Origin of the sequence: Streptomyces katrae, from assembly GCF_000717655.1 — a bacterium.
In the GTDB taxonomy this organism is placed as follows: Bacteria; Actinomycetota; Actinomycetes; order Streptomycetales; family Streptomycetaceae; genus Streptomyces; species Streptomyces katrae_B.
In genome coordinates this window covers 97,221-110,064 of sequence record NZ_JNZY01000007.1, presented here as the reverse complement: position 1 = coordinate 110,064, position 12,844 = coordinate 97,221, and the positions used below count along the sequence as shown (strand labels likewise).

Genomic DNA, 12,844 nt, shown 5'->3' with positions numbered 1-12,844 from the left:
AGTTACCCGACCCTATCCCGATCCCGCCGCGGGCCCCGCGGGCGCCGGGCCAGTACGGCGGCCAGGACGAGCAGCGCCAGCCCGGCGGCCGCAGCGGCCCGGGCACCGACGCCGGCACCGCGCTCGGGCGCGCGGGCCGGCCCGGGGCCGGAACCGAAGTACGGCTGCCCGGCCGCGACGGGCGCCGGGACCGGCGGCTCGCCGCGCACGGTGTCGGCGAGCTGGAGGGCGGCGACCGGGTCGGCCAGCCCGTGGCCGCGGGAGTCGTCCCGGCCGCCGGGCGGGGCGTCGGAGGCGGTGTCCTCGAGGAGCTTCTTGATCTGGGCCGGGGACAGGTCCGGGTGCGCGGCCCTGACGAGGGCCACGACGCCGGAGACGAAGGCAGCGGCGGCGCTGGTGCCCCAGCCCTCGTAGTAGGAGCGGTCGGGGTCGGCGATGACGACGTCGACGCCGGGCGCGCTGACGGTGGCGTACCAGTTGCGGGTGGAGAAGGCGGCCTTCTTCCCGCCGCGGTCGACGGCGGTGACGGCGATGACCCCGGGGTACGCGGCCGGGTAGGAGACGTGGTCGCCCTGGCGGCCGGCGTTGCCCGCCGAGGCGACGACGACCACGCCCTTGGCGAGGGCGTACTGGACGGCCTCGTCCTCGGCGGCCTCGTGGTGGGCGGAGTCGCTGTCGTCGCCGAGGGAGAGGTTGATCACGTGCGCGCCGTGGTCGGCGGCCCAGCGGATGCCCTCGGCGAGGGCGCCGCCCTTGTTCTCGCGGGCCTTGGCCCGGCCGGGGTCGCCCTCTTCGAGGATCACGCGGATCGGGAGGATCTTCGCCTGCGGGGCGATGCCGAGGACGCCCTGGCGGCGGTTGGCTCCGTGGCCGTGCCCGGCGATGATCCCGGCCATGGCGGTGCCGTGCCGGGCCCATGCGCGCTCGCCGCGGCCGGCGCCCATGCCGACCAGGTCGGCGCCGTCGAGGACCTGGCCGGCCAGGTCGGGATGGGTGGCGTCGACCCCGGTGTCGAGGACGGCGACGGTGACCCCGTTGCCCCGGGTGGTGCCCCAGGCCTCCTCGGCGCGCAGGGCCGTGAGGCCCCACTGGCGGTCGCGGATGGCATCGGCGGCCGCCGGGGGCGCGGTGGCGCCGACGAGGAGGGCGCCGAGCACGAGGGCGGCGGTGGCCCTCGGCCGGCTCATCGGCCGGTCCCGGGCGGGGCGGGCGGCGCGGCGAGGGTGCGAACGGCCCGCTCCATCCGGTCGGCGACGGCCTTGGCCTCGTGGCCGAGGCCGGCCTGGGCGACGGCTCCGGTGGCGTCCTTGCGCATCGCGTCCTCGGCGGGGCGGGGGGCGTCCAGGGTACGGCCGTCGGTGAACGCGGAGACGGTGTAGACGACGACGGGGGCCTCCGACGGCACGGACGCGGTCCATGCGGCCCGCTGGCTGTCGGCGAAGCCGTAGCCGGGCGGGGCGGGAAGGCGTCCCCGAAGGGCCGCCATGGCCGGGGCGTCGGCGGGGGTGAAGACCATGCCGACGGTGACGAGGGAACTGCGGGTGGCGTCGGTGTAGGTGGCCCGAAGGACCCGGGTGCAGCCGGTGGCGGCGAGGGCCGCCTGCCAGTCGGGGGCGAGCGCGGGCCCGCAGTCGGCGTCGGGTGCGAGCGCCACCCGGGTCCACGTACGGTCGGCTCCGCCGGGGCCGCTCTCCGCTCCGTCGAGGACGGGCGGGAACAGGGTGTCCACGGGGGTTGCGCGCCAGAGCGAGGCGGCGTTGCGGTAGGCGGCGTCGGCGGCCAAGGGCCGGTGGGCGGCGCGCTGTTCGACCCAGCCGCTGATGCCGGCCCCGCCGACGAGCCCCACGCCCACCAGGGCGCACACCACGGCGGCGACGCCCCGCGCGGACCGGCGGCGGCCGGGGCCGGTTTCGGCCGCGGGCTCGGACAGGACCGCGGTCTGCGGTGTGGACGCACTCATCCGACGGCTCCGCCCCCCGTTCCGTACGGCTGCCTCCGCGTACTCTACGCGGCCCCGCCCCTCCGACCCCCGGTCCCCGTCCCGAGGGCGCCCCGCCCCAGCCCCGGGGCCCCAGCCCGGCTGCACCCTCACCGCGCCGACCGATTCCGGCTCCGCCGGCCGGGTACGGCCCCGCCGGCGTTCGGGGTGCGGGTCCGGGCGGCGCCGCTGCGGGGCCGCCCGTTCCCGAACCCGGCGCCCCGAACGCCGGCGCGGTCAGGCAGGGACCGCCGGAGCGAGGGTGGCGGCTTCGATCAGGGCGGACATCACGCGGGTGTCCTTGTCGCGTTCCGGGTGCCACTGGACGCCGAGGACCCAGTGCCCGGGGCCGGGGAGTTCGATGGCCTCCACCGTGCCGTCGACCGCGTGCGCCGAGGCGATCAGGCCGCGGCCCAGGCGGTCGACGGCCTGGTGGTGGTAGGTCGGGACCTCCGCCTCCTCCGGGACCAGCGCCGCGTACCGCGTGTCGGGGACCGGGCGGACCGGGTGCCAGGACATGACGCCCGGAGCCTCCGCATGGCCGTCGATGTGCTGGACCAGCGTGCCGCCCAGGGCCACGTTCAGCGCCTGCATGCCCCGGCAGATGCCCAGCACCGGCAGGCCCGCCGCCAAGGCCGCCTCGATCAGGGCGAGTTCCCACTCGTCCCGCTGCGTCGCGGGCGCCCCCGTACGCGGGTGGCGTTCGGCCCCGTAGCGGACCGGGTCCACATCGGGGCCGCCCGCGACGACCAGGCCGTCCAGCCGGCTCAGCACCTCCGCCGCCGATCCGGGCTCGTCCGGCGGGAGCAGCACGGCCGCGCCGCCCGCCGCCTGGACGAGTTCGTAGTACCCGGTGGGTACGAGGGACGTCGGGACGTCCCACACCCCGTAGCGGGTGGATTCCTCCACGTAGGTCGTGATGCCGATGAGAGGCCTGGGCACTGTTGCTCCCTCCAAGGGACGGTGGACGAAGGTCAGTCTCGGGTGAGTTCGGCCTCGGCCTCCGCCAGCGCCGCGAACTCCTCCTCCGGCGCGGAGGCCACCAGGTGGTGGCGACTGTAGAGGGCGAAGTAGGCGAGGGCGACGGCGTACACACCCAGGGCGATGAACGCCGCGTCCTTGTCCACCAGGAAGGTGGCGACGAGCGCCGACAGGGCGAGGACGAAGGCCACCGAGGAGGTCGCGATGCCGCCCGGCGTGCGGTAGGGGCGCTCAAGGCCCGGCTCCCGCTTGCGGAGCACGATGTGGGAGAGGGCCATCAGCGCGTACGAGATGGTCGCGCCGAACACCGCGATGTTGAGCATGCGCGGGCCGTTCCCGGTGGCCGCGGCGAGCGCGAAGCCGATCGCGCCGGGGATGAGCAGGCCCAGGTACGGGGCCTTGCGCTTCGAGGTGAGGGATAGGAAGCGCGGCAGGTAGCCGGCGCGGGAGAGGGCGAACAGCTGGCGCGAGCCGGCGTAGATGAGGGAGAAGAACGAGGCGACGAGCCCGGCCAGGCCCGCGTAGTTGACGAAGGTCTTCAGCCAGGACAGGCCCGGGTTGCCTTCGAGGGCGACGACCAGGGGGTTCCCGGCGTCCTTGATGGCGTCGGCGCCGCGCGCTCCGGTCGAGGCGAGGAAGGTGACCAGCGCGAGCAGGACGAGGATGCCCATGGAGATCGACAGGGCCCGCGGCATGGAGCGGACCGGGTCCTTGGCCTCCTCGGCGGCCAGCGGTACGCCCTCGACGCCGAGGAAGAACCACATGCCGAAGGGGAACGCGGCCCAGATGCCGAGGACGCCCAGCGGCAGCCACGAGCCGGAGCCGGCGGCGGTGGTGTCCACGGCGATGTTGTCGAGGTTCGAGGGGTCGAACTCGGTGAAGGCGCCCAGCGCGAAGACGATCAGGGCGAGGACGGCGATCGCGGTGACGACGAGGGAGAAGCGCAGCGCCTCGCCGACGCCCCACAGGTGGATGCCGATGAAGATCGCGAAGCAGGCGAGGTAGACCGGCCAGCCCGAGGTGAGGCCGAAGAGGTTGAGGGATTCGACGTAGTCGCCGATGAAGATCGCGATGGCGGCAGGGGCCAGGATGTACTCGATGAGGATCGCGGTGCCGGTGAGGAAGCCGCCCCAGGTGCCGAGCGCCCGGCGGGCGAAGCCGTAGCCGCCGCCGGCCGTCGGCAGGATCGCGGACAGTTCCGCGAGCGAGAAGACGAGGCAGGCGTACATCGCGCCCATCAGGGCGGTGGCGATGGCGAGCCCGCCGAAGCCGCCCTGGGCGAGGCCGACGTTCCAGCCGGAGAAGTCGCCGGAGACGACGTACGCGACGCCGAGGCCGGTCAGCAGCAGCCAGCCGGCACTTCCGCGGCGCAGCGTACGGCGTTCCAGGTAACCGTCGCCGCCCTCGGGGGACGTGGTGGGTTCGGGTACGGCTGCGAGCCGTGCCTCGGTGTCGTCGGCCATGTGCGCTCCTGCCTAGGGCAATGGTTGTGGGGCGTACCTTTGCCGCAGCGGAGTGGAGAGCGCAAGACCCCTGCGTTAAACAAGGGTTACGAAAGCCTCACGAGCCACGCCCGCACCTGACTTCGACGACACCCCCTAGGCCAGAAACCCCCGCAGCAGCGCGGCCGTTCCGCAGCAGTGCTCGCGCATCACCTCGCGCGCCGCGTCCGCGTTGCGCTCCAGCACCGCCTCAACGAGCGCGGAGTGCTGCTGCTGCGAGTGCTCCAGGTTGCGCACCAGCAGCGGGATGCAGTCGAGCAGGTCGTTCACGGTGGCCCGGACGGCGGCGTACTGGGCCGTGAGGGTGGCGGATCCGGCGAGCTCGCAGAGGGTGAGGTGGAAGAGGGTGTCCTGGCGGCGGTAGTCGGGCAGCGGTGCGTCGTGGGTGGCGGTCAGCGCGCCGAGCAGCCGCTCGGCGTCCTCGTCGGCCAGCCCCTGGGAGGCGCACAGCCCGGCCGCGCCCACCTCCAGGACCTCGCGGAACCGCAGGACGTCCTCGATGTCCACGCCCACCACGCGCCGGCGCAGCTCGTCCTCGGTGCCGCCGACGGGGGTGTCGGGGCGCGGGAGCACAAACGTTCCGCCGTACCGCCCGCGCCGGGCCTCCACCAGGCCCTGGTCCTGGAGCACCTTCAGCACCTCGCGCAGGGTGACCCGGCTGATCCCCATGCGCTCGGCCAGCTCCCGCTCGGGGGGAAGCCGTTCCCCGCCAGGCACCAGCCCCAGGCGGACCACCTGGAGGATCTGCTCCAGCGCCTCCTCGAAACCGTTGCCCGCCCGCACCTGCCGCAGCACCGGATTCAGCCGCGCGATCGCGCCGCCTTCGCTCGCCGTGTCGGTCATCTCGGCTCCTCCCCTTCCCAAGCAATGGTTCTGTTCAATACCTTAGGCCTCCTCGGCTCACCGAAGGAGAGATTCCAGTGGTAGACCGCAAGCCGCCGCTCGCGCCCGAGGAGCTCCGCGCCCTCGTGGCGAGCGGCGAGATCGACACCGTGGTCCTGGCCTTCCCCGACATGCAGGGGCGGCTCCAGGGCAAGCGGTTCGCCGCACAGTTCTTCCTCGACGAGGTCCTCGCGCACGGCACCGAGGGGTGCAACTACCTCCTCGCCGTCGACACGGACATGAACACCGTCGACGGATACGAGATGTCCTCCTGGGACCGGGGCTACGGCGACTTCGCCATGCACCCCGACCTCGCGACCCTGCGCCGGATCCCCTGGAACCCGGGCAGCGCCTTCCTCCTCGCCGACCTCGCCTGGAACGACGGCTCGCCCGTGGTCGCCGCGCCCCGGCAGATCCTGCGCCGCCAGCTCGAGCGCCTCGCCGGGCACGGGTACACGGCCATGGTCGGCACCGAGCTGGAGTTCATGGTCTTCCAGGACACCTACGAGCAGGCCTGGAACGCCAATTACCGCGGCCTGACCCCCGCCAACCAGTACAACATCGACTACTCCGTCCTCGGGACCGGCCGTATCGAGCCCCTGCTGCGCCGCATCCGCAACGAGATGCAGGCCGCGGGCCTGACCGTCGAGTCCGCGAAGGGCGAGTGCAACCTCGGCCAGCACGAGATCGCCTTCCGCTACGACGAGGCGCTGACCACCTGCGACCAGCACGCCGTCTACAAGACCGGGGCGAAGGAGATCGCCTCCCAGGAGGGTGTCTCGCTCACCTTCATGGCCAAGTTCGACGAGCGCGAGGGCAACTCCTGCCATATCCACCTCTCGCTGGGCGATGCCGACGGGCACAACGCGATGGCCGGTGACGGCCCGGGCGGAATGTCACCGGTGATGCGGCACTTCCTGGCCGGACAGCTGGCCGCGCTGCGCGACTTCTCCCTTCTCTACGCCCCGAACGTCAATTCGTACAAGCGTTTCCGGCCGGGATCCTTCGCGCCGACCGCCGTCGCCTGGGGCGTGGACAACCGGACCTGCGCGCTCCGGGTCGTCGGCCACGGCCGCTCCATGCGCTTCGAGAACCGCCTCCCCGGCGGGGACGTCAACCCGTACCTCGCCGTCGCCGGCCTGGTCGCGGCCGGGCTCTACGGTGTCGAGAACCGCCTCGAGCTGCCGGAGGCCTGCGCGGGCAACGCGTACACCGCCGACTTCGCGCACGTTCCCACCACCCTGCGCGAGGCCGCGGAACTCTGGGAGAACAGCGAGATCGCCAAGGCCGCCTTCGGCCCCGAGGTGGTCGCCCACTACCGCAACATGGCGCGCGTCGAACTGGACGCGTACGACTCCGCGGTCACCGACTGGGAACTGCGCCGCTCCTTCGAGCGCCTGTAGCCACCGCGCGACGCACGCCACGGCGCGCCTCGCACGCCACCGAACCGAGAATCTGTGAGGCACCACGTGTCCGATGTGCTGGCCCCCGACAGTCTGACAGTGTTGAATCCGGCCACCGAGGAAATCGTCGCCATCGTCCCGGCCGCCACACGGGACGATGTCGACACCGCCGTCGCGCGGGCCGCCGCGGCCCAGCGCGGCTGGGCGGCGGCCGCCCCCGCCGACCGGGCCAGGCTGCTGCGCCGCTTCGCCGCTGTCGTCGACGGGCACATCGAGGAACTGGCCCAGCTGGAGGTCCGGGAGGCCGGGCACACCGTCGGCAACGCCCGCTGGGAAGCCGGCAACGTCCGTGACCTGCTCGAATTCGCCGCCGGCGGAGTGGAACGGCTCTCCGGCCGGCAGATCCCCGTCGCCGGCGGCATCGACGTCACCTTCCTCGAACCCCTCGGCGTCATCGGCGTGATCGCCCCGTGGAACTTCCCCATGCCGATCGCCGCCTGGGGCTTGGCCCCGGCCCTGGCGGCGGGCAACGCCGTCCTCCTCAAGCCCGCCGAGACCACCCCGCTCACCGCGCTGCGCCTCGCCGGACTCGCCCTCGAAGCCGGGATCCCCGAACACCTCTTCCAGGTGCTCCCCGGCCGCGGGACGGTCACCGGAGACGCGCTCGTCGAGCACCCGGGCGTCGCGAAGATCGTCTTCACGGGGTCCACCCCGGTCGGCAAGCAGATCATGGCCAAGTGCGCCGGCCGGGTGAAGCGGGTCACCCTCGAACTCGGCGGCAAGAGCCCGAACATCGTCTTCGCCGACGCGGACCTGGAGGCCGCCGCTGCCGCGGCTCCCATGTCCTTCCTCGACAACACCGGCCAGGACTGCTGCGCCCGCACCCGGATCCTGGTCCAGCGCTCCGCCTACGACCGGTTCCTGGAGCTGCTCGCCCCCGGGATCGAGGGCGTCCGCGTCGGTGACCCAGCCGACGAGAAGACCCAGATGGGGCCGCTGATCTCCCGCGTGCAGCTGGACCGCGTACGGTCGTACGTCACCGACGACCTCACCGCGATCCGCGGCACCGCCCCCGAGGGCCCCGGCTTCTGGTACCCGCCGACCCTGGTCACGGACGTCGCTCCCACCGCGCCCGTGGCGGCCGAGGAGGTCTTCGGCCCGGTCGCCGTCGTCCTCCCCTTCGAGGACGAGGAGGACGCCGTACGGCTGGCCAACGCGACCGAGTACGGGCTCTCCGGCTCCCTCTGGACCCGCGACGTCGGCCGCGCGCTGCGCGTCTCGCGCGCCGTCTCCGCCGGCAACCTGTCCGTCAACTCCCACAGCAGTGTCCGCTACTGGACCCCCTTCGGCGGCTACAAGCAGTCCGGACTCGGCCGCGAGCTCGGACCCGACGCCCTCACCGCATTCACCGAGACCAAGAACGTCTTCATCAGCACGGAGGCCTGAGCACACCATGACCACTTCTGACACCGAGATCGTCTGCCGCCGCCTGGTCGGCCGTACCGCCGTCATCACCGGGGCCGGCAGCGGCATCGGCCTCGCCACCGCCCGCCGTCTGGCCTCCGAGGGCGCGCACGTGGTCTGCGCCGACATCGACGAGACGGCCGGCAAGGCCGCCGCCGAGGAGGTGAACGGCCTGTTCGTGAAGGTCGACGTCACCAGCCCGGAGGAGGTCGAGGCCCTCTTCAAGACCGCCTTCGACACCTACGGCTCCGTCGACATCGCCTTCAACAACGCGGGCATCTCGCCCCCGGACGACGACTCGATCCTCACCACCGGTCTCGAGGCCTGGAAGCGGGTCCAGGACGTCAACCTCACCTCCGTGTACCTGTGCTGCAAGGCCGCCCTGCCCTACATGCAGCGCCAGGGCCGCGGCTCGATCATCAACACCGCGTCCTTCGTGGCCATCATGGGCGCCGCGACCTCGCAGATCTCCTACACCGCCTCCAAGGGCGGCGTGCTCGCCATGTCCCGCGAGCTCGGCGTGCAGTTCGCCCGCGAGGGCATCCGCGTCAACGCCCTGTGTCCGGGGCCGGTCAACACCCCTCTGCTGCAGGAGCTGTTCGCCAAGGACCCGGAGCGGGCGGCCCGCCGTCTCGTGCACATCCCGCTGGGCCGGTTCGCCGAGCCCACCGAGATCGCCGCCGCCGTGGCCTTCCTCGCGAGCGACGACTCCTCGTTCATCAACGCCACCGACTTCCTGGTCGACGGCGGCATCTCGGGCGCGTACGTCACGCCGCTGTAGCCGACCCGAGCCGCACCCCCCGGGCAGCCGGGCGTCGCACGACGCCCGGCTGTTCCACGATCCGACGGCCTTCGTACGCCCGCGAGAAAGAGGGAGTGTTCACCTCAGTGACCCCACGTAGCACCGCACGACGGCTCCAGGCCGTCGGCGCCGCCGTCGCGATCGCCGCCGGCACCCTCGTCGCCACCGCCCCCGCCGCCCAGGCGGCCCGCTGCACCACCCCGCAGCTCGCGGCCGGCTGGTACGGGGACAACCAGGCCCGGCTCCAGCAGCTGATCGACGAGTACGGGAAGTGCAACCCGTACCGGCCGAACCGCAACAAGCCCGTCGCCGTCTTCGACTGGGACAACACCGTCGTCAAGAACGACGTCGGCGACGCCACCATGTACTGGCTGCTGCGGAACGGCAAGATCCGGCTGCCGGCCGCCGGGGACTGGACCGCCACCAGCCGCTACCTCACCCCGGCCGCCGCCCGGGCGCTCGGCGACGCGTGCGGCGCCCTCGCCCGCCCCGGCGCCCCGCTGCCCACCGGCACCCCCGAGGGCGCGGACTGCGCCGACGAACTCGCCGCCGTCTACGGCACCGCCGCGACCCGCTCGGGCGCCGCCGCCTTCGCCGGCTGGGACCACCGCACCCTCGAGCCCGCGTACGCCTGGCTGCCGCAGCTGATGCAGGGCTGGACCGCACGTGAGGTCCGCGGCTTCGCGGCCGCCGCGCAGGCCGAGAACCTGGCCGCGCCGGTCGGTGCCGAGCAGCAGGTCGGCACCGGTACCGCCACCGGCTGGGTCCGCTACTACGACCAGCAGAAGGACCTCATGGCCGGCCTGCAGAAGGCCGGCTTCGACGTCTGGATCAGCTCGGCCTCGCCGCAGCCGGTCGTCGAGGTGTGGGCCAAGGGGGTCGGCGTCGACGCGGGCCACGTCATCGGCATCCGCAACACGACCGCGTCCGGCGGGAAGTTCACCGCGCACCTGCAGGGCTGCGGATCGGTGGAGGACGGCGCCGACACGATGATCACGTACATCGACGGCAAGCGCTGCTGGATCAACAAGGAGATCTTCGGTGTGCGCGGCGCGGCCGCCGAGAAGGTCCAGCCGGCCGCCCGCCGCCAGGTGTTCGCCGCGGGCGACTCCGACACCGACATCTCGTTCCTGCGGGACGCGACCGCGCTGCGGCTGGTCGTGAACCGGAACAAGAACGAGCTGATGTGCCGTGCGTACGACAACAGCGACGGCAAGTGGATCGTGAACCCGATGTTCATCGAGCCGAAGAAGCAGAAGAGCGCACCGTACCCCTGCGCGAGCGCCGGCTACGTCGACCATGACGGCACGGCGGGCCCCGTCCGCCGGGCTGACACGAGCATCATCCCGGACCAGACGGACAGCGTGTACTAGGCGTACAAGGCGTACTGCGTACCAGGCGTACTAGAGGAAGGTGCGCCCCTCACCGCGGTAGGTCGGGACGGTGGCCGTCACCCGGTCACCCTCGACGAGGTGCAGCGACTCGAACCGTTCGCACAGCTCCCCGGCCTTCGCGTGCCGGAACCAGACCCGGTCGCCGATCAGCAGATCGTCGGCCGGGCTGCCGAGCAGCGGGGTCTGCACCTCGCCGGCCCCCTCCTGGGGGTCGTAGCGCAGGCCCTGCGGCAGGTACGGCTCCGGGAGCCGGTCCGCGCCGGCGGCGCCGGAGGCGGGGTAGCCGCCGCCGAGTACGGTGACCACGCCGACGCCGGGCCTGCGCACCACCGGCTGGGCGAAGAGCGCGGCGGGGCGGCCGCGGAAGGACGTGTAGTTGTCGAACAGCCGCGGTACGTAGAGCCCCGAGCCGGCGGCGATCTCCGTGACGGCGTCCTCGGCGGCGGTCTGCTGGACGCTGCCGGTGCCGCCGCCGTTGACGAACTCCAGGTCCGGGACGACGGCGCGGACGGCCCGTACGGCTTCGGCGCGGCGGGCCGCGAGCTCCTTGCGGGCGGTGGCCTGCATGAGCCGGATGGCGCGGGAGCGGAAGGGGCGGCCCGCGAGGGCGTCTCCGACGCCGGCGACGTGGCCCTCGTAGCCCATGATCCCGACGACGCGGAAGCCGGGCCGGGCGCAGACCGTACGGGCGAGGTCCGCGAGCGCGGCGGGGTCGCGGAGCGGTGACCGGCGGGCGCCGACGCGGACCCGGCCGCCGAACAGGTGGAGCGCGGTGTCGAGTTCGAGGCAGACGCGGATCTCGTGCGAGCCGGCGCCGTCCCGGGAGTCGTCGATCAGCTCCAGCTGGGCGGGGTCGTCGACCATGACGGTGACGGCCGCGGCCAGCTTGGGGTCGCCGGCCAGCTCGGCGAATCCGGCGCGGTCGGCGGACGGATAGGCCAGCAGCACGTCCTCGAACCCCGACCGGGCCAGCCAGACCGACTCGGCGAGGGTGTACGACATGATCCCGGCGAACCCGGGCCGGGCGAGGACCCGTTCGAGGAGCGCGCGGCAGCGGACGGACTTGCTGGCGACGCGGACCGGCTTGCCGCCGGCCCGGCGGACGAGATCGTCCGCGTTGGCGTCGAACGCGGCGAGATCGACGATGGCCAGGGGCGCGTCGAGATGCGCGGTGGCCCGGTCGTACCGGGCCCTGTCTCCACCGGCGGGAAGATTCATGGCGGCAGCCTGCCAGATGCTTTTACCGGTGGGTAGGGGTATGCGGCCGAGGCTCCCGGCGCACTTCCGCACCCCCGGCCCCCGGCCCCCGGCCCCCGCCGCACCCTCCGCCGCCTCCTGCCCCTCCAGCCCCGCCGGCGTTTGAGGCACGGGGGGCGGGGCAGCGCCCCCCGGCGCCCGGCGTTGAGTCGCGGGGGCCCGGGTCAGCGCCCCCGGCGACGGTGGCGCACGCCCACGCCTGGGCCGCTGCGCGGGACGTGCCGCCTCAAACGCCGGCGGAGCCGGTGGGCACCGGGGTGGCCCGGGTCAGGGACAGGAGGTCGCGGGCCGGACCCGCCGGCCTGGCTCCCACCGGCCAGACCGCCCGCAGCGCCCGCCCCAGCGCCGCCCCCGACACCGGGACCTCGACCAGCCGCCGCGCGGCCAGCTCGTCCCCCAGCGCCAGTTCCGACAGCACGCACGGCCCCGCCCCGCTCACCGCCGCCGCCTTCACCGCCGTCGTCGACGCCAGCTCCAGCAGCGGCTGGGCCAGCCCCCCGCTCCCGGCCAGCGCAGCGTCCAGCACCTGCCGCGTCCCCGACCCCCACTCCCGCAGGATCAGCGGCGTCGCCGCCAGCTCCGCCGCCTCGACCCCCCGCGTCCGCCGCGCCCACGCATGGCCCGGCGCCACCGCCACCACCAGCCGGTCCTGCGCGATCACCGCCGAGTCCAGCCCCTCCGGCACCGACAGCCCCTCCACGAAGCCCAGGTCCGCCTCGTGCGCGAGCACCCGCTCCGCGACCACCGCCGAGTTCCCGGCGTGCAGCGACACCGCGGTCCCCGGCCGCTGCCCCCGCAGCGCGATCAGCCACCCCGGCAGCAGGTACTCCGCGATGGTCATGCTGGCGGCCACCCGCAGCCGCGAGTCGCGCCGCCCGCGCAGCGCCTGCGCGCCGGCGTCGAACGCCTCCGCCGCCTCCACGACCCGCCGCGCCCAGTCCGTGACGAGCGCCCCCTCCGCCGTCAGGGTCGACCCCCGCGGCGAACGGTCCACCAGCGCCACGCCCAGCCGGGTCTCCATCGCCCGGATCCGGCTGCTCGCGGCGGGCTGGGTGATGCCCATGCGTTTGGCCGCGCCGCTCAGGCTGCCGACCCGCGCCACCGCGAGCAGCAGCTCCAGCGCTCCCAGGTCCGGTACCCGGTGTGCCAGCGGAACCCACTCCTCGTTACCCATAAAGTCA

Annotated in this window: 11 protein-coding genes; 4 read left to right on the top strand and 7 right to left on the bottom strand. The window is 73.8% G+C overall.

All coding sequences use genetic code 11. From position 1 onward, the window contains the following. Nucleotides 1-2 precede the first annotated feature (2 nt). The 5 genes from mycP to IF09_RS0110900 form a co-directional block, all read right to left on the bottom strand. Nucleotides 3-1,187, bottom strand: coding sequence for a type VII secretion-associated serine protease mycosin (gene mycP / locus IF09_RS0110920; protein ID WP_030294395.1), 1,185 nt, complete (start codon nt 1,185-1,187; stop codon nt 3-5). Next, the gene (locus IF09_RS0110915; RefSeq protein ID WP_030294394.1) at nt 1,184-1,960 is read right to left on the bottom strand and encodes a hypothetical protein; all 777 of its coding nucleotides are present in this window, start codon (nt 1,958-1,960) and stop codon (nt 1,184-1,186) included. Before IF09_RS0110915 ends, mycP begins: the two co-directional genes overlap by 4 nt. Nucleotides 1,961-2,215: 255 nt before the next feature. Beyond that, nucleotides 2,216-2,920 carry a gamma-glutamyl-gamma-aminobutyrate hydrolase family protein gene (locus tag IF09_RS0110910; RefSeq protein WP_030294392.1) on the bottom strand — a complete coding sequence of 235 codons (705 nt, stop codon included), beginning with the start codon at nt 2,918-2,920 and terminating at the stop codon, nt 2,216-2,218. A 32-nt stretch (nt 2,921-2,952) separates the two neighbouring features. Continuing rightward, nucleotides 2,953-4,422 carry an ethanolamine permease gene (gene eat, locus IF09_RS0110905; RefSeq protein WP_030294390.1) on the bottom strand — a complete coding sequence of 490 codons (1,470 nt, stop codon included), beginning with the start codon at nt 4,420-4,422 and terminating at the stop codon, nt 2,953-2,955. A gap of 135 nt (nt 4,423-4,557) precedes the next feature. Further along, nucleotides 4,558-5,304, bottom strand: coding sequence for a FadR/GntR family transcriptional regulator (locus IF09_RS0110900; RefSeq protein WP_030294388.1), 747 nt, complete (start codon nt 5,302-5,304; stop codon nt 4,558-4,560). A 77-nt stretch (nt 5,305-5,381) separates the two neighbouring features. On the opposite strand from IF09_RS0110900, the gene IF09_RS0110895 reads away from it, so the two are divergent. The 4 genes from IF09_RS0110895 (at nt 5,382) to IF09_RS0110880 (ending at nt 10,385) form a co-directional block, all read left to right on the top strand. Beyond that, entirely contained in the window at nt 5,382-6,746 is a 1,365-nt protein-coding gene (locus tag IF09_RS0110895) for a glutamine synthetase family protein (protein WP_030294382.1), read from the top strand. A gap of 99 nt (nt 6,747-6,845) precedes the next feature. Continuing rightward, nucleotides 6,846-8,192 carry an aldehyde dehydrogenase family protein gene (locus tag IF09_RS0110890; RefSeq protein ID WP_418953034.1) on the top strand — a complete coding sequence of 449 codons (1,347 nt, stop codon included), beginning with the start codon at nt 6,846-6,848 and terminating at the stop codon, nt 8,190-8,192. 7 nt (nt 8,193-8,199) lie between these two features. Beyond that, nucleotides 8,200-8,991, top strand: a complete 792-nt coding sequence (locus IF09_RS0110885; protein WP_030294379.1) for a 3-oxoacyl-ACP reductase — start codon at nt 8,200-8,202, stop codon at nt 8,989-8,991. A 107-nt stretch (nt 8,992-9,098) separates the two neighbouring features. Then, nucleotides 9,099-10,385 carry a haloacid dehalogenase-like hydrolase gene (locus IF09_RS0110880; protein ID WP_051832332.1) on the top strand — a complete coding sequence of 429 codons (1,287 nt, stop codon included), beginning with the start codon at nt 9,099-9,101 and terminating at the stop codon, nt 10,383-10,385. A 30-nt stretch (nt 10,386-10,415) separates the two neighbouring features. Here IF09_RS0110880 and IF09_RS0110875 read toward each other — a convergent pair whose 3' ends face one another. After that, complete coding sequence (locus IF09_RS0110875; protein ID WP_030294374.1) at nt 10,416-11,624, bottom strand: amino acid deaminase/aldolase; 1,209 nt, start codon at nt 11,622-11,624, stop codon at nt 10,416-10,418. 265 nt (nt 11,625-11,889) lie between these two features. Beyond that, nucleotides 11,890-12,837: a LysR family transcriptional regulator gene (locus tag IF09_RS0110870; RefSeq protein WP_030294372.1), complete on the bottom strand. Its 948-nt coding sequence runs from the start codon at nt 12,835-12,837 to the stop codon at nt 11,890-11,892. Between the last annotated feature and the right edge of the window lie 7 nt (nt 12,838-12,844).

What these genes read in the sequence shown, in the direction of transcription:
- mycP (WP_030294395.1), bottom strand. Translation starts at nt 1,187, where the DNA reads ATGAGCCGGCCGAGGGCCACCGCCGCCCTCGTGCTCGGCGCCCTCCTC.
- IF09_RS0110915 (WP_030294394.1), bottom strand. Translation starts at nt 1,960, where the DNA reads ATGAGTGCGTCCACACCGCAGACCGCGGTCCTGTCCGAGCCCGCGGCC.
- eat (WP_030294390.1), bottom strand. Translation starts at nt 4,422, where the DNA reads ATGGCCGACGACACCGAGGCACGGCTCGCAGCCGTACCCGAACCCACC.
- IF09_RS0110900 (WP_030294388.1), bottom strand. Translation starts at nt 5,304, where the DNA reads ATGACCGACACGGCGAGCGAAGGCGGCGCGATCGCGCGGCTGAATCCG.
- IF09_RS0110885 (WP_030294379.1), top strand. Translation starts at nt 8,200, where the DNA reads ATGACCACTTCTGACACCGAGATCGTCTGCCGCCGCCTGGTCGGCCGT.
- IF09_RS0110875 (WP_030294374.1), bottom strand. Translation starts at nt 11,624, where the DNA reads ATGAATCTTCCCGCCGGTGGAGACAGGGCCCGGTACGACCGGGCCACC.
- IF09_RS0110870 (WP_030294372.1), bottom strand. Translation starts at nt 12,837, where the DNA reads ATGGGTAACGAGGAGTGGGTTCCGCTGGCACACCGGGTACCGGACCTG.